Origin of the sequence: Metaclostridioides mangenotii (assembly GCF_017873185.1) — a bacterium.
In the GTDB taxonomy this organism is placed as follows: Bacteria; Bacillota; Clostridia; order Peptostreptococcales; family Peptostreptococcaceae; genus Metaclostridioides; species Metaclostridioides mangenotii.
Window position 1 is genome coordinate 988,011 of sequence record NZ_JAGGJX010000001.1, and the last position, 22,496, is coordinate 1,010,506.

At 31.4% G+C, this 22,496-nt stretch carries 19 protein-coding genes; all 19 read right to left on the reverse strand.

Annotation, left to right across the window (positions count from 1 at the left end; genetic code table 11):
- Nucleotides 1-9: 9 nt before the first annotated feature.
- The 19 genes from J2Z43_RS04720 to J2Z43_RS04810 all read right to left on the reverse strand — a co-directional run bounded on the left by J2Z43_RS04720 (nt 10) and on the right by J2Z43_RS04810 (nt 22,494).
- Nucleotides 10-3,252, reverse strand: a complete 3,243-nt coding sequence (locus tag J2Z43_RS04720; RefSeq protein ID WP_209456067.1) for a M14 family metallopeptidase — start codon at nt 3,250-3,252, stop codon at nt 10-12.
- The gene (pcp, locus tag J2Z43_RS04725) at nt 3,252-3,893 is read right to left on the reverse strand and encodes a pyroglutamyl-peptidase I (RefSeq protein ID WP_209456068.1); all 642 of its coding nucleotides are present in this window, start codon (nt 3,891-3,893) and stop codon (nt 3,252-3,254) included. Before pcp ends, J2Z43_RS04720 begins: the two co-directional genes overlap by 1 nt.
- 351 nt (nt 3,894-4,244) lie before the next feature.
- Nucleotides 4,245-5,519 (reverse strand): cytochrome P450, encoded by a 1,275-nt coding sequence (locus J2Z43_RS04730; protein WP_209456069.1) that lies wholly within the window; start codon nt 5,517-5,519, stop codon nt 4,245-4,247.
- Nucleotides 5,520-6,058: 539 nt separating this feature from the next.
- Nucleotides 6,059-7,534: an aldehyde dehydrogenase family protein gene (locus J2Z43_RS04735; protein WP_209456070.1), complete on the reverse strand. Its 1,476-nt coding sequence runs from the start codon at nt 7,532-7,534 to the stop codon at nt 6,059-6,061.
- Nucleotides 7,535-7,786: 252 nt separating this feature from the next.
- On the reverse strand, nt 7,787-9,451 hold the full coding sequence (locus tag J2Z43_RS04740) for a peptidoglycan D,D-transpeptidase FtsI family protein (protein ID WP_209456071.1): 1,665 nt from the start codon (nt 9,449-9,451) through the stop codon (nt 7,787-7,789).
- A 64-nt stretch (nt 9,452-9,515) separates the two neighbouring features.
- Nucleotides 9,516-10,079, reverse strand: a complete 564-nt coding sequence (locus J2Z43_RS04745; RefSeq protein ID WP_234926063.1) for a shikimate kinase — start codon at nt 10,077-10,079, stop codon at nt 9,516-9,518.
- 170 nt (nt 10,080-10,249) lie between these two features.
- Nucleotides 10,250-10,579, reverse strand: a complete 330-nt coding sequence (locus tag J2Z43_RS04750; protein ID WP_209456073.1) for a hypothetical protein — start codon at nt 10,577-10,579, stop codon at nt 10,250-10,252.
- Between the two features lie 225 nt (nt 10,580-10,804).
- A complete protein-coding gene (locus tag J2Z43_RS04755; RefSeq protein WP_209456074.1) occupies nt 10,805-12,049 on the reverse strand; it encodes a peptidase U32 family protein in 1,245 nt (414 codons plus the stop codon).
- Nucleotides 12,049-12,708, reverse strand: a complete 660-nt coding sequence (locus tag J2Z43_RS04760) for an O-methyltransferase (RefSeq protein WP_209456075.1) — start codon at nt 12,706-12,708, stop codon at nt 12,049-12,051. Before J2Z43_RS04760 ends, J2Z43_RS04755 begins: the two co-directional genes overlap by 1 nt.
- Nucleotides 12,709-12,745: 37 nt before the next feature.
- On the reverse strand, nt 12,746-13,867 hold the full coding sequence (mltG, locus tag J2Z43_RS04765; protein WP_209456076.1) for an endolytic transglycosylase MltG: 1,122 nt from the start codon (nt 13,865-13,867) through the stop codon (nt 12,746-12,748).
- A gap of 405 nt (nt 13,868-14,272) precedes the next feature.
- Nucleotides 14,273-15,601, reverse strand: a complete 1,329-nt coding sequence (locus J2Z43_RS04770) for a pyrimidine-nucleoside phosphorylase (RefSeq protein WP_209456077.1) — start codon at nt 15,599-15,601, stop codon at nt 14,273-14,275.
- 22 nt (nt 15,602-15,623) lie between these two features.
- On the reverse strand, nt 15,624-16,436 hold the full coding sequence (locus J2Z43_RS04775) for a purine-nucleoside phosphorylase (RefSeq protein ID WP_209456078.1): 813 nt from the start codon (nt 16,434-16,436) through the stop codon (nt 15,624-15,626).
- 21 nt (nt 16,437-16,457) lie between these two features.
- Nucleotides 16,458-17,627, reverse strand: a complete 1,170-nt coding sequence (locus tag J2Z43_RS04780; RefSeq protein ID WP_209456079.1) for a phosphopentomutase — start codon at nt 17,625-17,627, stop codon at nt 16,458-16,460.
- A 185-nt stretch (nt 17,628-17,812) separates the two neighbouring features.
- Nucleotides 17,813-18,688, reverse strand: a complete 876-nt coding sequence (locus J2Z43_RS04785; RefSeq protein WP_209456080.1) for a tyrosine-type recombinase/integrase — start codon at nt 18,686-18,688, stop codon at nt 17,813-17,815.
- A 12-nt stretch (nt 18,689-18,700) separates the two neighbouring features.
- On the reverse strand, nt 18,701-19,303 hold the full coding sequence (locus J2Z43_RS04790) for a hypothetical protein (protein WP_209456081.1): 603 nt from the start codon (nt 19,301-19,303) through the stop codon (nt 18,701-18,703).
- Between the two features lie 56 nt (nt 19,304-19,359).
- Entirely contained in the window at nt 19,360-19,890 is a 531-nt protein-coding gene (locus J2Z43_RS04795) for an NUDIX hydrolase (protein ID WP_209456082.1), read from the reverse strand.
- Entirely contained in the window at nt 19,865-20,959 is a 1,095-nt protein-coding gene (locus tag J2Z43_RS04800) for a DUF3866 family protein (RefSeq protein ID WP_209456083.1), read from the reverse strand. Before J2Z43_RS04800 ends, J2Z43_RS04795 begins: the two co-directional genes overlap by 26 nt.
- A 3-nt stretch (nt 20,960-20,962) precedes the next feature.
- Nucleotides 20,963-21,796 (reverse strand): glycosyl transferase, encoded by an 834-nt coding sequence (locus J2Z43_RS04805; protein ID WP_209456084.1) that lies wholly within the window; start codon nt 21,794-21,796, stop codon nt 20,963-20,965.
- Nucleotides 21,797-21,801: 5 nt separating this feature from the next.
- Complete coding sequence (locus tag J2Z43_RS04810; protein WP_209456085.1) at nt 21,802-22,494, reverse strand: glycosyltransferase family 2 protein; 693 nt, start codon at nt 22,492-22,494, stop codon at nt 21,802-21,804.
- Nucleotides 22,495-22,496 lie beyond the last annotated feature (2 nt).

The window sequence follows — 22,496 nt, forward strand, 5'->3', positions numbered from 1 at the left end:
TATAAGCCCCTATACCTGTATTGGTCTTATTCTTACATTTTTAAGTACTACTTGATTGTCTTTTTTAACAACATCTTCTCTAAATTTATACTTAGCATTAGCCATCATATCTATAGTTGCTATATCTGAGATATTATGTGTTCTACTGCAAAGATCTAAATATTTTCCTTGAGCTGTCTCATCTGAAACCTCTGTTGTCCAGTCAAGTGCAGTTATCCAAGGGTATCTATGAGATACGTGCCATGCGTTTGGATCTGGTTGGTAAGGTATCCAGTAGTAAATTAAATCTTTGTAGTAATTAGCTGGGAATAGTTTCGGCATCCATTGATGAGCGTACTTCTCAAATCTATTTTGCCAATCTAAATTCCATCCCTTTATTTCTTTATCTCCATTTATCTGATCGCTTACTACATCTTGTAGTGCTTCACTAAGTATCTTATTGTCAGGATATTTTTCTGAATCTAAATACCAGAAGTATCCGTAGAATAGCGCTCTAGGTAACCAGAATCCTTTAAACCAAGGTGATGTGTAACCTGAGAACTGTTGATCCCATTCGTGTTTTGGGACACCGTGGTTGTCGACAAGTATATCTGGTAGCCATTTATACCATAGTTTTGTAAGTGCTCTACTCTCTGTGTATTTGCTGTCTTCTTTGAAGTACTCTTTTGCAAATTCTTTTCCAACACTATTAAATCTAGCTATATGAAGTTGCCACTCTGGATTGTCTTTTTGAAGTTCGTAGTGTATATATCCTCCATCTACGTTTTCAAAAGGTATCATAACTATATTTAATTTATCTAAATAACTTCTATACTTTTCATCATGTAAAAGTTGCTCTAATAGTAAGAATGATGAATTTGTACTAGATATCTCATTAGCATGGTGTCTGTTGTTTATCTGGAATACAGGTTTGTTATTTATAAGTTTAGCTCGAGAAACAATACTAGACTTGTATTCTTTTGTTATCTCTATAGCGTAAATATCTCTATTTTGATAAGATTTCGAAGCCTTCCAAACCTTGATTCCGTCTACTTTTTTAAGTTTGTCCAATATATCTATATACTCGTCGTAGCCTATAACTCTATCTTGAGGTATATCTATATCCCTTATATCTATAGATCCTTCTTGTTTTACAAATCTATTGCTATTTATAAGTTCGACGTCTTTACCGTTTATATTTATATGTAACGTTTTAAATCCATATTGTGAAGGTAATATTTTTTCTTCGATTGCCTTAACTCTATTCATTAACTCTATATTGTCTGTATCTTCCGTCTTTATATCTACATAAACATTATCTAGCAATCCTTCTTTTACATAAACTTTATCTATATCTACAATTACACAATTTCTGTCATATTCTTCATCTCTTGATACCTCTAATGTAGCTTTCATATACGTTCCTTGACCATTTCTCTTCTTGATAATAGGAAGTATTAAACCTGGCTCTTCCAATGCCTGTCCAACAGTTTTGATTCCCAATGTCTTGAAGAAATCTAGCCCTGCAAAATACATATCTTCATGAAGTGCACTTAGTACAGATATAATATCTTGTCTAATATCTAGCTTGTAGTCTGGCTCACTAGTAAGTATTTCTAATCTAAGAGTATTGAAGAAAGGCTGTTTCTCCATAATAGGATTTCCATCAGTTTTATCTAAAATATATTTTTTACAATCTTCTAGTATTTCCGATTGGTAAACGTCCCATATTCTCTCTACATCAGTTTTTACAGTTTGTTTTAATACAATTTCTCCATTTACCTTTACCTCAACAAGTCCTGTATTTGGATGAACTTTTCCTATTCCCGGGAACTCATCTAGATAAGGTCTTTCTGAATACTCGACATCGAATACATCTTTATATATAATTTGCCCACACTTATCGTAAACGATAAATTCATAATCGGTATTTCCATTTTCTTGCATTTTAAACTCGATATTATCTCTAGATAAACCTATCTCTTGTTCAATCAAATCATCTACTGGGAATAGCTCTTGAACAAGTCTTATAGGTAAATCAAAGAATTTTTCTGGATCGTCCGATCTAGAAGCATCTATATTTGGAATAGATCCATCTTCATCATTCCAACTCGTCTTGCCCTCCGGTAAAAACGGCTTAAAATAAAGGTCTATCTTTCCAATGTTGTCTAAACTTAATTTTTCTTTCATTTGTGGAACTAGTTCTTCCGTTATCCAACTTAACCCTTGTTTATATGAACAAAACACATTGCATTTAGATAATTTTATATTTTCTCTATCTAAGAAATCAAAAACAAATTCTTTTAGATCATCTCTAATTTCTTTCTCTTCACTAACTAAGATCTTAACTTCTACATCATCATTAGCAGATAATTTACCTGATAATTTATCTTTGAAAATCTCTTTAACTTCATCAACTTCCCAATCAAAGTTGTACTCTTTCACAAAAATATTTTCTATTTCAGTATTTGTTTGAGGTTTTAAGAAGTCGACTATATCACGTTTAAATTCTTTTATAGATACTTCATTTTCTTTGATTAAATACTCGTAGTTTTTGCAGAAAAACTCTGAAGTCTCAATTATTTCATCGTTATATCCAGATATGATCAAAGAATTATTTTCACAATTAACTGAGATATTATTTTCACAATCATTATTGTTTCTATTTTTAAATTTTTTGCCTACGAATACCTTTATTTTGTCGCAGTCTTTGTCCAACTCATCTTCAGCACATGCAAGTGGAATATTACAACCTAAACTATTTAATCCAAAAATTGTCGCAATATTACAAGCCGCTACAAATTCCTGATTTGAGCAGTCTTTTGCTAAAACTATTTTTGCATTAATTTCATCGGCTAAAAAATCATTATCTGTATCAATTAAAAGCCCCTTTTCTAAAGAGGATATATCTTCTAAATCTTCTAACTTCATATTGTATACTTTTTCAGATGAAGCTAACTTTTCCTTTTTTACAATTTCAACAACTTTAGAACCAGATATAAAGTTTTTACTTAAATCAGAAATATCCACTTCAGATATTTTTAAATCGCTCTCGCTTAAACTTTCATTTTCTTCAGATATTTTAACTATTGGTAAATCGAGTGCTGTACTTTTAAATCCAACTAATGCACATAAATCTATTGCCTTTAATTTATCTTCTAAAGTCGCATTTTTAGGAATAATTATACTGCCATTTAACCCATCAATTTCACATGTCTTTTTATCGTAGTAAAAAAAATTCTTTTCGTTTAATAATTCCTCAAGATTTTCCATTAGCAAATTTCACCACCTTTAACCTTTATATCTTCAGAGTGTAGAGTACAAGCTTCTATAGCTAATTCTAATCCCTTTACAATCTCGTCTAAAGACATATATGGAGTGTTTTTCTTATCAATTACTTGACTAGTCGAAAACGGAATATGTATAAATCCGCCTTTTATATTTGGATATTTTTTGTCGATCATATAAAGAACTCCATACATTACATGATTACACACAAATGTACCTGCTGTATACGATAATGATGATGGTATACCGTTTTGTTTCATATGCTCTACCATAGCCTTTACTGGTAAACTCGTCATGTACGCAATGTCGCCATCTTCTCTAATTGCAGCATCTATTGGTTGATTTCCCTCATTGTCCTCTATTCTAAAATCATCAATATTTATAGCAACTTTTTCTGGAGTTATTTCAAATCTACCTCCTGCTTGACCTATAGATATAACTATATCAGGCTTGTTAGCTTCAATCGCTTTTTCTATAACTTGAAGTGACTTATCTCTAACAGTTGGTATTATTACCTTAACAATTTCTGCTCCATTTATATTGTTACTAATACGCTTTACAGCTTCTTCAGCTGGGTTTGTTTTTTCTCCACCAAATGGATCAAATCCTGTTACTAATATTTTCATTGTAACCCTCCTCTTATTAAATAATCTTAAATAAAATATAGATATATTTATATTAATTTTAATTTTACAATTTTTTTATATAATTGCAAGAGTATTTTGATTTTTTGTATTATTTTGTCAATTATTTCCTTAAAATAATCTAAATATTTAACATATTTTTTACATTACTCCAAATTTTTACATATTTGTTTGAATAAAGGCACTGCTGATTTATTTCCCTTTGTATTTCCTTCGACAATCGCTGTTATAACATACTTTGGTCTTTTATTACAGGACTTTCAGGATTAGAAACCATTTAGTCGTTTCTATTAACTCACCCTAAATGCCAATGTAAGCTATCGTTCATTTGACTTATTCCCTACCAATCGGAGTTTTTCGTTTAATATTGCTCATTACAAATCCGCTTTTAGGTAGTGTGGGCATTTTTTCAAGACTATAACCTAAATCTTGGTCTTGTACTTCAAACTCAATATTATTAACAAGAAAATCTATGCTAGTTTTCATGATTTCAATAGTAATACCTTCCCCTGGACAGCGATGCCCTTTAGCAGGATCGCTACCACCTTGAGGTATAAAATCAAATAAGTTTTCATTTCGTTCCTTAAAACGCTCAGGCCTAAATTTATCAGGTTTATCCCATAATCTGGAATCATGATTAGTACCATAGATATCAAGAAGTACTAGCATATCCTCTTTGAATTCACATTGATTCCAGATAAAATCTTTTCGCGTTCTTGCACCTAGAAATGGCCCAAATGGGTAGTAGCGTCGAACTTCCTGTACGAATATTTTAAACTCATTACTTTCACCTGTTTTTAGCTTCTCTTTACACTTTGGATTCTCATACAACGCTAAAGCTGAAAAGGTAATGAAGGTTGAAATAGCAACAATAGGACGTAATACATTAATAAGTTCTACCGCAGCGATTTGGGCATCCAGTTGATTGCCATCTAATTCTCTGTGAAAAGCAATAGCATTAAGCGCAGATCCTTTTTCAGTTTTAATCTTACCTGCACGGACATCTTCTATGACACCTCTTATCCATTTTTCAGCTCTGGCTCTAGCTCTTTTTCCTATCCAGTGCTGCGGTCCAATCGCACCGAAGGCGCTAACCATTGAACTAAAGTCCTCTGCTCGCTCTTTTACTTCAGTTTCCAGAAGCGGAACCCCTGCCCATTGACATGCTGCACTACATAAAATCTCATTTGATACATCGAAAAGTACAATCTTCTTTACCCCTTCCCAATTTTTAACGGAATCTAACCACTTCTCCATGACAAGGTTAGCAAGTCTAATTTGTTGTGTTGAAGTCATTAGTGATAAGAATAGTCTCTTCCTATGAGCATGTGCTTCACCATCCAAAGATTGAACTCCACCTACACCAAATAATGTTTTCTGTATTCGTTTTGGGGTCGCATTCTTTCGAATGAATAGCTCTGAATCATAAAAAATCTTCGCAGCCTCTTCCCCGCTCATGCAAATTACTTTTTGACCAAATAAGCGAGTCTCAAATATATCAGAATGATACTGATTAACCCTGTTTTTAATAAATTGATACCCTTCGCGCATCAAAGCAAGAGTATTATCTAAGCTTCTATCTTGTGGTACCTGTTTTGTATTTGACATGTAATAAATATTCTCCTTCCTATGTCATCAGAAGAAACATGTATAAAATCTATAATAGAGATTATGTAAATATTTTTAATATTCATAACTCTCATAGCTTCTTACTACTTCTGAATACTTTTTCTTTATACTTTATATTAATTTTTTAAGTTCAGTTACCTCATTTAAATCTTTTTCATCTCTTAGTATCTCATGTTTTATTTTATTTATTACAATCTCATATATTTTATTTATATTATCTCTATTATGTAAATACTAATAGAGATAATAGTGTTATCCATAATAACTATATAGTAATATCCATTAATTCTATTGTGCAAATTAATTAAGAAATATTTAAGATATTAAAAAACAAAACAATATTAGCTTAGAGAGAATCTCCCTAGGGGGTGGGAGGACACAAAAAAAGGGTAGCAATTAAGCTACCCTTTACTGTCTACATTAATTTATCTTTTCCAACAAATCTATATGTCTCTTTAAAATCATTGACTATCCAAACATCATCAGATAAAAAAGCCAAATTCCAAGGCAATCACCTTTTAATTATCAAACCATCCCGTTCTTTTCACTTCAGTTCTTATGTGTATTAACTTACTTTTAGTAAACTCTAATAAGCCTGTAACTCCTCCCACAGTACCAAGTCCACTTTGTTTATATGGACTAACTGAACATCCTGCATTCCCTTCTAAATAAGTATTTATCCATATCATACCTGCTTCTATTTGATTTGCTACTCTCATAGCTTTACCTAAATCATTAGTGTATACCTGAGCGGTTAATCCATATTTAGTATCATTTGCCATATCTATAACTTCTTGTTCAGTTGTAAATTTCTGAACTGTTAACACTGGTCCAAATATCTCTTCTTGAACTATTTTCATATCTTGCTTACAATCTGTAAATATTGTTGGCTCTATATACCATCCATTTTCTAATCCATTTCCTTGTGCTCTTTTCCCTCCACAAACTAATTTTGCCCCTTCATTTATTCCACTATCTATATAATCTAAAATACTTTCCATATGAGATTTTGTACATATAGGTCCCATCTGACATTTTTCATCCATAGGATTTCCTAGTTTTATTTTTTTAGTTCTCTCAACTAGTTTATTTATTAAATGTTCATATATAGTATCCTGTGCATATACCCTAGAACCTGATATACATACTTGACCTTGACTTAGGAATATGGAAAGCATTATATTATCAACAACTGTATCAATATCTACATCATCAAATACTAATATGGGAGATTTACCACCTAATTCCATTAACATTTTTTTAGTATTTTTAGAGCTTTGTATAATTTTACTTCCTGTTTTAGTGCTCCCTGTAAAAACTAACATATCTATATCTTCGTGTGTTGCTAAACTCATACCTACTTCATTACCTGATCCAAGAACTAAGTTTGCTACCCCTTTAGGCAGTCCTGCTTCTTCAAATATTTCAAATAATAGTATTGTTGTCAGCGGTGTATATGAGGATGGTTTTACAACTATCGGATTTCCTGCTGCTAAAGCAGCTGCTATATTAGATGAGGCTGTAAGTAGAGGATAATTCCAAGGTACTATTATTCCACATACTCCTATAGGTTCTCTTATGCTCAATGAAAATAATCCGGAGTATTGGCTGTGTGTTTTTCCACTTATTTCAGACAATATGCCTGCATAATTTCTAAATTCAGCTGCTGCACCCATTACATCATCATTTATAGTTTCTTTATATAGCCTTCCTGTATTTCTAGTTTCTGTTTCAGCTATTAATTCTGCTTTAGATTCTATTAGCTCTGCTATTTTATTTAATATATAACTTTTTTCTCCTAATGATATATTTTTCCATTGATGATCTTTTGATATGGTATATTTGGCAGCTTTCACTGCTTTATCTACACAATTATTATCCCCTTCTGTGACTATAGCTATTGTTTTTCCATCTATAGGTGTTATTATTTTTCTCTTTTTATTATTGGTATTTATTATCCATTCACCATTGATATACATTTTTAAATCATCCACAATATGCCCTCCTAAATAATATTAGTATACATCATTAATATAATATTAACATTTTTATATTTTGATGCCTTATATCTTACATTTTTTCTAATTATACTATCATCTTTGTTATATATATAATGTTCTTCTATAAAATCTCTTTTTATATCTAATTCAATTCTATTAATAATAAATTACAAATTATTAAAGACACCTTATTGTTATAAGGTGTCCTCTTTTTACTAGAGTTAAATTAGTTTATTTATAGTGTAATTAATTTAAACTTTGACATATCTTTTTGAATAAAGGCACTGCTGATTTATTTCCCTTTGTATTTCCTTCGACAATTGCTGTTATGACATACTTCGGTCTATCCGCCGGATAATATCCAGTTGTCCACCCATGCTCTATTGGTATTTTATTAATATTTGATTGAGCGGTACCAGTCTTGACTCCTGAACCGCCTTCTAAATCTTCTAAAACTTTTGCTGTTCCAACAGTAGAAACTAATTTCATCATATCTTTCACTCTAGTGCTAACATAAGGTGATATAATCTCCACTGTTTTATTGGATTTAAAAGTTTTTATACTTTTACCCTCATTATCTACAATACTATCAAAAAGCTTTAATGGTTTATAAGTACCGTTATTAGCTATAATTTGTGTCATTTGATTTATTTGTATTGGAGTAAATTCCATGTTTTCTTGACCTATTGCTAAATTTCTAAGGAATATTTTCTCTGGTTTTTTCCTCATATTTTCCTCATCTAATCCAATGTCTACCTTTTCAAATAAATGAAGTTTCTCCGCAGTCTTCAGAATTTTTTCACTCCCAAGTTTAATACCTATATCTAAAAAAGCAGGATTGCATGAATTTGAAAATACATTATTTAAATTTTGAAATCCGTGGCCGTTGTGCTTATGGCATTTTAGAATTTCATTGGTGTTTCCAACCTTAGTTTGTCCAGTGCACGTATAGGTATAATTGTCATCAACTATTCCATTCTCTAATGCAGAGAATAGCACTACCATTTTAAAAACGGAACCTGGGGCATATGTCGATTTTATTACTCTGTTTTCAAATTCTCTATCTTTTCCCTGCAAACTCTTAGTAAGGTTATTCGGATCGAAATTAGGTCTAGAGCTCATAGCTAGTATCTCTCCAGTATTTACGTCTGATACAATTATCGCCGTTGGATGCTCTTCTTTATCTGCGATTTTTTCCACCTTTTTTTGAATGACTGAATCTATTGTAAGTTTTACATGTTTGTCGTTTGCATTTTCTACTACTTTTTTTATACCACCTTTTAGGATATTTAAATCATCTTTATTTCCAATACGTCCAGCTTTAAATACACTTACATACTTCTCATTTGAGTCTTTAAGAACTTTATCAAGACTTTTTTCGATTCCCATTTTTCCAACATTGTCTACCTTATTTATATATCCAATTGTATGGGATAGTAAATTATCTTTAGAATACCTTGAAGTTTTCTCTTCAATCAAAATTCCATTTTTTATTAATTGAGCTGTATACTTGCTGTCTATTTTTTTCACTTCTAATTCTACAAGAGTCTTATCCATCTGCTGCTGAATAGCTTTATAAATATCTAATTCTGTAATTCCTGTAGCTTTCTTGATTAAATCTATTAGTTTGTAATTGTTGTTTAATTTTTCTTTTTCTACAACTAGTACAGTCTTTTTAACAGTATCTGTTAACTTCTTACCATTTCGATCGTATATAATACCTCTTCCGCTGTTTAGTTCTACTTTCTCCACACTTTGATTTTCTGCATTTTTACTGTATTTCTCGCTCTTTAAAACTTGAATATCTACAATCCTGTATATCAATATCCCAAAAACCATAACTAATACAATAAATAATATATATATTCTTCTGCCCATAACACCAGAAGATGAATTTTTTAATCTAGACATGGAATCACCCCTTAACAATTATAATATTGACCAATTGCAAGGGGCTAATACTCTTTTATACAAATTATTTTTCAAGATCAATTAGTTTTTCTACGATTTCTTCACATACTTCTTCAACAGATTTTTTATTTGTATCTACAATAATATCTGCTGATGCTAAGTACTTCTCTTTACGCGCTACCATAAGGCTCTCTATAAAATCCACATTCATATTTTCATTTAGTATCGGTCTTTCATCGCTCTCTTTCACTCTATCTAATGTAGTCTGTGAATTTGCTGTTAGTAGTATGATTTTTCCTTGTGACCTCATAGCATCGATATTACAGCTTCTAAGTGCTACTCCTCCTCCACATGAAACTATATTTCCAGATTTTTTTTTCAAATCTTCAATTGCTTTACTTTCTAGATCCCTAAAGTGATCTTCACCATACTTATCAAATATGCCAGATATAGACATTCCTTGTTCATTCTTTATATATTCATCTATCTCTATACAGTTCATACCTAGGATTTTAGATAGATGTTTAGATACTGTGGTTTTACCAGCTCCCATAAAACCTATAAGCATTATATTGTAATCGAATACTTCCTTTGATTTTATCATATCTCTAATATTGTTTATATCCATCACAAAACTACCTGCTTTCCTTCTTATTCATAAAGATTAAATCACATAACCCTTATTAAAGCCATATATTTTAATTTTTATACTACACTTATTTTATAATAGTCTCTTAGTAATTCAATCATTAAAATTGTAAATTTCAGATAAGCCATTTTACTTGTTATTCTTATTTGTTATAATTTCTCTCTGCTATTTCTGTGCTCTTTCTTTCTATTCTTTCTTGAATAAATACAAATAACTACAATCGTAACTACCACTTCCCCTATCAAGAAATAAAGCCATATTGGATTTCCATCGCCATTATGTTCATCTATAAATACTGCTGACAGATATGTAGTAGATACTGTAAAGGCTATGCAAAAAAACGAATTTATTATATATGCAATTATATCTTGTTGCTTCTTTAAAAAAAAGATCGAGTTTGTAATTATAAGAAATGCAGATAAATAAAAGTAAATATTAAAGTAATAATTCACATCGTAAATTGGTTGTATATAATTCATTCTATTTCCTCCTCATACTTATAATTATTTAATAAATATTGTATAAATAAATGTTTTAATAGTAACTATATAACGTTTTATGCTAATATTTTTGGACATATTTAACGAGTTTTATATTTATTGATATAATTTCTGCTTTAAAATATAAAATGGATGTAGTTATTACATAGGGATTAAATTTAATTTTATTCCTACATAATTACTACATCCTGTGATTTAAAAGGCTTAGCCTTCTACTTTTTCTTCAATTATCTTTCTTAACATATAATCCTTGTCTACTTCAACACCAATTTTTAGTTTAACAATCTGTCTTGGATGTGGAGCTGACTCAATTGGCTCACCATCTTCATTGTACATTTCTTCAATAGTTGTATATGTAGTCTCTTTATAAGGGCCCATAACCTCTATTTCATCTCCTACGCACATTTTGTTTCTCTGCTCAGTAATTACTAATCCGCTATCTTCAACGTCTCTAACTATACCGATAAAGTCGTAGTTTCTAACATAAGATGCAGAGTCGTAATTTTGCTCAGAAGCTTCTGGCTTGTCTACATAAAAACCAGTTGTAAAATGTCTGTGGCTTCCTTTTTCTAGTTCTTTTAACCACATCGGATTAAACTCCCAAGTCTCAGGATTTTTGTAGTACTCATCAATTGCCATTCTGTATGCTCTAACAACTGATGCTACATAGTAAGCAGTCTTCATTCTTCCCTCTATTTTTAAACTGTAGATTCCAGATTGTATAATTTGAGGTATATGCTCGATCATACATAAATCTTTTGAGTTAAAGAAGAATGTACCTCTCTCATCTTCATAGATAGGGAAGTATTCTCCAGGTCTTTTCTCCTCAACTAAGTGGTATTGCCATCTACATGATTGCGCGCAAGATCCCCTATTCGCATCTCTTCCTGTCATGTAGTTGCTTATTAAACATCTTCCAGAATAAGATATACACATTGCACCGTGAACAAATGCTTCTATGTCCATATCCTTTGGAGTTTTTTCTCTTATTTCACTTATTTCGTCAAATGACATTTCTCTTGCCATAACAACTCTTTTAATTCCTTGCTTGTACCAGAAATTTGCACTCATGTAGTTTGTATTATTGGCTTGTGTACTAATATGTACCTCCATATTCGGAATAACTTCTTTAACTACGCTCAGTACACCCGGATCTGCTAATATAACCGCATCTATTCCGATTTCCTCAAGTTCTTTCAGATACTCTGGAAGTTCCTTAAAGTCTTCATTGTGAGGAATTATATTAACTGTTACAAATACTCTTTTTCCTCTTTCATGGGCAAAAATAACCCCTTCTCTCATATCTTCTTTACTGAAATTTTTCGCTGCAGTTCTCATTCCAAAGATCTCTCCACCTATGTAAACTGCATCAGCACCGTAAGTTATTGCTATTTTTAATCTTTCTAAATCTCCTGCTGGAGCTAAAAGTTCTACTTTATTCAAATTCATTACTTCCCCTCTTCTTTCTCTTTATAACTCAAAGCAACTCCGTCACCAATAGGTATTAGAGATGTAGTAAGGTAATCGCAATTACATATAAAGTCTAAATAGTTTCTCATTCTCTTAACTATAGTCCTCTTTCTTCTTACTACAAAATCGTCGTGAGCTATCATTCCCTTGTACAGAATATTGTCGGAAATCAAAAGTCCTCCGACTTTTAGCTTATCTATAACCATATCGTAAAACAACTTATACTGTCCCTTTGCTGCATCGATAAAAATCATGTCGAATTCACCTTCAACTTTAGCGAGATTCTCTTCAGCATCTCCTTCTAGTATAGTTATTTTATTCTCGAGTTCTGCTCTTTTAAAGTTTTCTTTTGCTTTTTCTATCATCTGTTCATTTCTTTCAGCCGTAATTATCTCTACATCTCCATCTAGTGTATCTGCAAAAAATATAGATGAATATCCTATTGCACAGCCTACTTCAAGTATCCTCTTTGGCTTCTGTACTTTTAAAAGCACGTTTAGCATATCAGACACTTCTTTGTGTATTATCGGTACATTGTTTTCATGTGCATAATCCTCTAACTCTTTTAAAAGTCCTGTCTTATCTTTAAGTGTATTTCTTATATAATCTTCTACTTTTTCATTAACAATATTACTCATAAATAAATCTCCTAGATAAACATAAAATACTAATATTTTATTGTTGTTTTTTATCTTGTTTTTCTTCACCATTCTGGTCTTTATTAGAATTTTGATCTGATGTATTCACTTTTTTATCTTTATTTAACTTATCTCTATCATCTTTATACTCTTTAACGTACTTTAAGTGTTCTTCATAAGTTTTACTATAGTTGTTTCCACCGTCAACTTTAGCAACAAAATACAGATAATCAGTTTTTGCAGGTTTTATAGCCGCTTCAATAGATCCAATTCCAGGATTTGCAATCGGTGTAGGAGGCAATCCTTTATTTTTATAGCTATTGTACGGTGAATCTATCTTAAGATCTGCATAAGTAACTATCTTCTTTCTTTCGTTGAATATATATTGAATCGTAGCATCAGACTGCAAAGGCATACCTATTTTTATTCTATTATAAAATACACTGGAAATAATAGGTCTATCCTTGTCTAAAACAGCTTCTTTTTCAATTATAGATGCCATACTCATAATATCTTTTAAACTTAATTTAGATTTTTCCTTTTCAAGTTTAATCTTTTGAGTGTACATATTATCAAATCTAGACAACATACTCATTATTATATCTTTTTCAGAAATTTTACCTTCTTCAAAATAATAAGTAGCAGGATATAAGAAACCTTCAAGAGTTGTTATTCCATCTTCTTTTAAGAATTTAAATTCATTAGAGAACTGCTTCGAATCTTTAACTAGAGACTCAAAAACCTCTTTTTCTCCCAAGTTCTTGTCCACTAATGTAGCAATGATTTCTTTAGAAGTTGCCCCTTCAGGAACTACAATTTTTGTGCCCACATTATGAACTTTACCCAAAACAAGCGTATCTAAAATATCTTTATTAGAATAACCTTGATTAATCATGTAAGTTCCCGCTTTAACATTTGAATATTCATTATTTGTTCTAGCTACAATTTTAAACAAAAATTCATTTTTAATCAATTTTTTTTCGGATAAAACTTTAGCTATACTAGAAATCGACGATCCACTCGGTATTTCTACTAAGACATCTGTTTTATTTTTTTTATTGTACGGACCTATTTGATTTACTACAGCTACCGAAGCAACTACTGCAATCACTAGCACTGACAGTAAAACTATTTTCAACTTTTTGTTTTTACGTATCATAGTATTTTCTACTCCTTATGCGTATTTACACTTTCTATATTATAAATCTTACTAAGATAATTTTCAAGTTAGCTAAATAACTGATTATTACTATAGATTGCCCTAGTAATAATTGAACAATACCAATTTTTGTTATAATATTTCTAAAATAGACCTTATAATCCACTTTATTTAGTTCTCTATACGCAAATATTCTAAAAAATCATTTGAAGAGGAGCAAATTTTCTTCGATTTACAACATTTTTTATGTAGCAGAACATATTTATCTGGAATCAAATATGAAATGTATAAAATGAACCATATGACACTTAAAGTTACAATATAAATAATATATAGTATTAGAATTATTTATTGCAAAATAAAACTGCCAAACGGATTTTATTGCCGTTTGGCAGTTTTATAATTTTAATCGACCTTTATAACTCCATCCTTCGACACAATGCCATAGATAAGTTTATTCTTATCTACTTTGTTGCTAGATATTGAATAAGAGTTTTTTAATCTTTTTTTAGCTACTTCTAGTTTTTGATCGTTGTTGTAGTGGATATATGCAAGTACCTCTCCATCACTTACTCTATCTCCAACTTTTTTATTTAAAATAATTCCAACAGTAAGATCTAGCGCATCATTCTTTGTCTCTCTACCCGCCCCTAAGATCATCGCACTTACACCGACTTCCTCTGCTTCTATCTTTTCTATGTAACCGTTTTGATCTGATCTTAGCTCGTAAATATAATCTGATTTTTTAAATAGAGAGTAATCGTCTACTACATCTTTATTTCCACCTTGATTTTCAATAAACTCTTTTAACTTATCTATTGCTGCTCCAGATTTAATAACTTCTCTTATCTTTACAACCCCTTTATCAAAACTGTAGACAACTTTTGCTAACAGTAACATATATGCTCCTAGAGTTTCACAAAGCTTAGCAAAATCTTCGGGTCCATTTCCCTTTAACGTCTCTATAGCTTCTATTACTTCTAATGAATTACCAACTGCAAAGCCTAAGGGTTCACTCATATCTGTTACAACACCTATTGTGTCTCTTCCCATTCCATTTCCGATTTCCACCATAGATTTTGCAAGTTCAAAAGAATCATCTATTGTCTTCATAAAGGCACCTTCGCCGGTCTTTACATCTAACACTATAGCATCTGCTCCTGAAGCTAATTTTTTACACATCACACTTGATGCAATTAGCGATATATTATCTACGGTAGCTGTGACATCTCTAAGTGAATAAAGTTTTTTGTCTGCTACTGCTACCTCTGCACTCTGCCCGCAAACTGCTATTTTATGCTTGTTTACAGAATCGATAAATTCATCTCCGCTCATATTTATAGAAAATCCCTCAATAGATTCTAACTTGTCTAAGGTTCCACCAGTGTGCCCAAGTCCTCTTCCAGACATTTTAGCCACTGGAACTCCACACGCAGCTACTAATGGTGCTAAGGCAATAGTAGTCTTGTCTCCCACTCCACCTGTACTGTGCTTATCGACTTTTATTCCATTTATATTAGATAGATCTATCATATCTCCTGACTTCATCATAGCTTCTGTTAGATAGATTGTTTCTTTTTCAGTCATCTTATTGATATAAATTGCCATAAGAAGTGCAGACGCTTGATAGTCCGGTATTTCATCTTTAGAATACTTTTCTACAAAATAATATATCTCTTCTTTTGTAAGCTCACGGTTGTCTCTTTTTTTCTTAATTATATCGTAAATTCTCAATGCGAAATCTCCTTTACCTAAGCTATAATTTTTGTACTATACTCTTAACTAATTTCATAAAATCCAACTTTACCTTCTGAGTTGTCTCTATTACTTCTTTATGGCACAAAGGTTTATCGAGTATACCCGCTGCCATATTTGTTATACAAGAAATTCCTATTACATCTAATTTCGAATGTGAAGCTACAATGACTTCCGGTACAGTTGACATTCCAACTGCATCAGCACCCAAAATTCCAGCCATCCTAACTTCAGCAGGAGTTTCGTAGTTTGGCCCACTAAAGAACATATAGACTCCTTCTTTTATATTTATATCTAGTTTTTTTGCAGACTCCTTAGCTAAATTTATATATTTACCTGTATATCCATTTGACATATCCGGAAATCTATCTCCCAATCTATCGTCATTTGAACCTACTAAAGGATTATTTGCGCTAAAATTAATGTGGTCTTTGATAATCATCAGATCCCCAGGTACAAAATCCCTATTTACTCCTCCTGCAGCATTTGTAACTATAAGAGTTTCTACTCCAAGTTCCTTCATAACTCTAACTGGAAAAGTAACCTCTCTTTGAGAGTAACCTTCATAATAGTGAAATCTACCCTGCATCGCCACTACATATTTACCTTCTAATTTACCCGCGACTAGCCTTCCTTCATGTCCTACAACTGTTGAAACAGGGAAATTAGGTATATCTTTATAATTTAAATACACAGCGTCTTCGATGCTATCTACAATAGAACCTAGACCAGATCCAAGGATTAATCCTATTTTAGGCTTAGCATTTAACTGATCCTTTATATATTTTGAACTCTCTACAATTTTATCGTACATAGTTAACAGCCTCCAAAATGTTTAGAATAATTCTTCTTTAAAACTAACTCCATGCTTAGTCTTTTCTACTCCTAAAATATCTGCAATAGTAGCTCCAATATCGCAGAAACTATTTCTTATTCCTAAGTTTACTCCTTTTTTTATCTTGCCGCCATATATTAATAGCGGAATATACTCTCTAGTATGATCAGTTCCTTTGTAAGTAGGATCGTTCCCATGATCGGCATTTATTATCAATATATCATCTTCATTCATAGCATCAAATACTTCAGGCAACCTAGCATCAAATTCCTCTATGGCATATTTATACCCTTTTACATCTCTTCTGTGTCCGTATTTTGAGTCAAAATCTACCAGATTAGTGTATATAAGACCACTATTGTTCAACTCGATGTATTCTATTGTTTTATCGACTCCATCCATATTATCCTTAGTATGAACAGCCTCAGTGATTCCTTGCCCATTAAAAATATCTTCAATCTTTCCTACAGCTATTACATCATGGCCTGCATCTTTAATATTGTCTAATACAGTAGTGTCAAAAGGATCTACAGAATAGTCTCTTCTATTTGAAGTTCTTTCAAAGTTTCCCTTTTTATCTCCTATATATGGTCTGGCTATTATCCTAGCAACGGCGTTATCGCCACTCATTATCTTTCTTGCAATCTTACACATACTGTAAAGTTCTTCAAGAGGAATTATTTCTTCATGTGCAGCGATTTGAAAAACACTATCTGCAGATGTATATACGATTACATCGCCAGACTTCATCTGGTGTTCACCGTATTCATCTAAAATAACAGTACCTGACTCAGGTTTGTTTCCTACAACTTTTCTACCCGTCTGTTTTTCAAATTCCTCAATTATATCTTTAGGAAATCCATTAGGAAAAGTTTTAAATGGTTTGTCTACAATAATTCCAGCCATTTCCCAATGTCCAGTTGTAGTGTCCTTTCCTTGAGAAACCTCTGCACACTTTCCAAAAACAGCAGATGGCATATCTTTTTTCTCTAAAAAGTCAACTTCATCAATATTACCAATACCCATATCAATCATATTGGGCATAATGATATCTCCTTGAGATTTAACAATATTTCCAATAGTATTAGAACCTACATCCCCAAACTTATCTGCATCAGGAAGCTCACCAATACCCACACTATCAATTATTATCCAAATAATCCTACTCATAAAATCAACTCCTTAAAAATTCTACATATATTATATGTAATAAATCATTATTAAGAACACATTTAAAAATATATTAACATATAAATGCAGAAAAATACTTAATTTAAAGACATATATAAAAAAACTATACAAAAATATAGGCTAGCTAAAATGTTATAAACATAAATTAGCTAGCCGTTTATTTATTATTTTCGAGGATGCTTATCTTTAAGTTCCCTTCGAATATTTTGATCAACCTGATTTATATATACCTGAAGACTAGACAAATTTGAATTTCCGAGTATCTTGCTTACAACACCGATATTTGCACCTTTGTTCAAAAGATGTATAGCGAATGAATGTCTAAGCATCGTAGGATTGATATTCTTATCTATATTTGCTAATTTTGAATACTTCTTGATTATCTTCCAAAGTCCTTGTCTTGTAAATCTATATCCCAAAGAGCTTACAAATAGAGCTTCTTCAGATTCATATGCCAACTTTGATCTAGATTCATTGATATACATCTGTAGATAGTACTTCGTAGTGTCAAATAAAGGTATTGCCCTCTTGTTTTTACAAGCATTGCAATCAATATATTCTAGATCAAAATTTACATCAACTAAATTCATATCTACAAGTTCAGATACTCTTATACCTGTTCCATACAAAAGTTCAAAAATTGCTTTATCTCTTATAAGCTTTGGAGTATCAAGTTTAGGAAAATCTAATAAAGATACTATTTCTTCCTCTGTTAGTATTTCCACACTATCTTTTTTTATTTTCGGTTTTTTCATATTTTGTGCTGGATTGTCACTACATATATGATTAAAAAATAAATATTCATGAAAAGACTTAATAGAAGATATCATTCTAGCTATTGTAGCAACAGATATATTCTCCTTTTCTAATTGAATTAAAAAGCTGATTATGTCATTTTCTACAATATCATGTAATTCTATATTATTTTTTACAATGTACTCTCTATATCTCTTTATATCCATAAAATATGATGAAACTGTATTCTCTGATAGCTTTTTTTTATTTTTTATATAATCTATGTATCCCTCTATAACGTCCATAATAAACTCCTTCTATCTAGCTAGGAACTTCATAATACCAATACTAACTGTATTTAATACCAATTGTAGGCCTGTAGAAACTATTATCACAATCAGTACATTAAATACATATCTCTTTACCAGTGAAAAAATATTCCTATTGCTTACTCTCTTGTATCTATAAATAAGTTCTCTAAAATAATTTATAGCAAGTAATAATAATAAAATCCCCCCTGGTATAATAATTAAATTCTTAATTATTACTAGTACAACTAAACTTGTACTCTTTACTTTTAACGCTATTATACAGCTATTAATAGCGTATCCTATTGATATCCCCTTCAAAATAAAAACTAGTCCAGCTAATGGAACTGTAATTACAAATAATCCGCAAATAGCCATTATCCCCATAAATAGCAAATCGGATTTGTAGTTTGCAAAAACCGTTTGCACTACACTTATCCCAGAATTATAATAATTTACAGTTGGATTTATGTTATCTATCATATTCCCTGATCCAGGGATTATTTTGTTTAAATAAGTACCTATCGCAACTGAAATTATAAACAATATTCCAACAATCATTATACTTCTGTTCAGTGAATCAAAATCATCTTTTCTCGAAGTTTTTCTCAAAATTTATCCCCCCTTGTCCTTTATATATTTTTATGCTTTTGGACAGGGGGTTATTCTTAAATTAAATCTTTTGTCATTAATATTCCTATAGTAGACTTTGCATCTTCTATCTCATTTTTTATAACCATTTCAAACGCTTCTTTTACGTCAATTTCCATTACATCTAAAAATTCATCGCTCTCAAGCATTGTTTCACCAGGCGTCAATCCTGTCGCTAGATATATAAATATTTTTTCATTGGAAAATCCTGCTGACGAATAAAATTTATGAATAAGTTTTATATTCTCTGCCGTATATCCAGTCTCTTCTTGAAGTTCTCTTATTGCACACTCTTTTGGATTTTCACCTATTTCTAGTTTACCTGCAGGTATTTCAACAAGAGCATCTTCAATAGGTTTTCTGAATTGCTTAACCAAAACTATTTTATTATCATCAGTTATAGCCACTATTCCTACAGCACCACCGTGCTCGATTATCTCTCTCTTGCTGTATCCTTTTTCTGGAATCTCAACAGTATCAACTCTTAGACTAACTATTTTTCCTGTATATATCTTATCACTTTTAATAGTTTTCTCTTCTAATACCATTTTCTACCTCCGTTATATAATATGCAGCTGTACTTGCAGCTTCAAAGAATTCTCTATCTTCATTATAACCTCTGCCCATACTTTTAACTCTTAGATTAAAATGCTCTAAATCCTCTTTTGTATTGTTATTTTCTATAAATACAAGATTGTGTTTTTTATTTAATCCATTTGTTTCTATTTGCTCTTTAACCTTACATAGTTTATCTTGCTCATATTTAGTCAGAGGTATGTGTACCTTTTCATTTACAATCTCTTTAAATACTGTGATACTATGATGAGATATTCCATAGTGTCTATCTCTCTTATCTGCAAAACTAACTCTAGGTACTGCTACAGGAAAGCCGCCAAGTTTAGCTACTGCATCCAGTATCGGTCCTTGTTCTATGCCTGTAAACCCATATTTCGTCCCTGTTCCTACTATTCCAGGACCCATGCTTACAAACACTGCATCTGCATTTAATATATCCTTTGCTGTAATCAAAGCTGTGTAGATATTTACACACTCGTAATCTCCACCAAACGCATTTCCTATTGTAATTGTACTATCTATCAATCCCTTATTTTTTAGGTTTTCTACATTTTTACTTAAATACATTGGCAGTGCGGCTCCATCAGTCATTATATACACCAATTTTTTATCTTGATTATGTTTTTTATAAGATGCTACAAACGGTGTTAACATGCTGTGTAGAGTTCCCACAACCACAGGCATATTCTTTAAATTTTTAAACTCTGAAAATTTGCTGTGGTACTCGCTCTCTTGTTCTTCAACTGCATCCACTTTAATTTGAAAAGGTGTATATCTAAGTTTCATGATATGTCCACCTTCTGTAAGTTGGGATTCTAAGTTATTTAAATTTGAAATTACAAAGTGATATCCACCTGTTCCCAAACTTAACTCCACAGCAGTTGTGTTTAAAAGCACCTCATCGCCTACACTTATTTCTCCAGTCATCTTTGGATAGTTGTAAGCTCTCTGTTCTTCTCCGTTTACAACTACAATCAGATCGTCTAAATCTCCATTTTGGCTGATTATCGATATTACTTTTCCTAATCTTTTACTTATCATAAGCTACCTTCCCAATCTATCTAAGAAATTTAGTACTTTTACCTTTTCAATAATCTTAGTTAGCGAATACTTTTCTGTCAGAATATGAATCAATATTAAAAATACAAGCCAACCAACTCTAATCTCAAATGAGTATCCAAATACTATCACAAGCCCTATAGACATACCTAGAACATTTGAACCGGTATCTCCCATCATCGCTTTTGCTTTTAAGTCGTGATTGAAATATGCAAGTACATTAGGTACTATTAACAGCGGCAATACTTGTACAAATCCTCCTACAGTTAAAAATACTGCGGCCATTATAAGTAAATATACTTTTATGGCTCTTCCAGGTCTTAAATCCAATAAATTCATCAGATTTGTAGAAAGGGCGATTACCAGCGTATTTACGATTATGTTCACAATATCTTTTGTTATTGTAACAGATATCAAAAGGCCTACTATTCCACCAAATAACGCTTTAAATCCACCAGTAGTAAGAGTCCCTTTAAATAAACTCTTAAAATGTCCTTTAAGACCACTTACATTTCGATTTCCTATAATATCATCGAGAACTCCTGCAAAGAACATTGAAATAAGCGAAAAGTCGAACATAAATATATACAACAAACTCTCGTAGTTAATTGTCAAGAACGCCAATATAATACTATTTATAACTAGCATAGGTAAAAATACAATTCCCATGCTCACAGGTATCATTTCTTTATTGTAATTAGGCCTTATAATATCGCCTGATATCATCATGTTTCTAAATAAAGGTATACATATATAAGTTCCAAGCAAACCTGTTAAAAGCAGCATTATATACAGCAAATAAGTATCTAATACTATCATCTATACTACCTCCACTCTTTTTTCTTCTCTTTTACTATTTTCTTTATATGGTAGTATTGTTTACCTCTATGGATAAAACCTTTTAAACTTCTTCCAGTTTCATTGTGAGTCATATTCACAAGTATCTCTTTTATCTTAAATCCATGTTTAAGTATATCAATAGTCATTCCGACTTCAACACCGTATCCATATGGCATTTCATCGAATTTTTCAAGCACTTCTCTCTTAAAGACTCTCTGACCTGAAATTGTAGATGTCAAATCTTCTCCAGTCAACTCAAATACAGAATTTCTAGCTAAACTTTTTACTAGACCAAAGCCGCCTTTTTTCTTAGCGGATGGAAATCTAGCAATAGTTACGTCTACTTCATTGTTTTTCACAGGAAGTATTAGTTTTTCTACTTCGGAAGAACAAGTTCCCAAGTCTCCATCTAAAAATCCTATTATATCCGCATTTTGTAAAGCAATTTTTAAACCGTAGTTTAGAGCATAGCCTTTGCCTCTATTTCTATCTAGTTTATGAAATTTTACCTTATCCAAAGAGTACTCACTGATAATTTTTGCAGTATTGTCACTAGATCCGTCATCTATGACTATTATTTCAGATATGTCATCTATATCTTTTATTCCATCTAAAGTATCTTTTATAAATTTTTCTTCATTGTAAACTGGTATTATTATACTAATATACTGGTTCATTA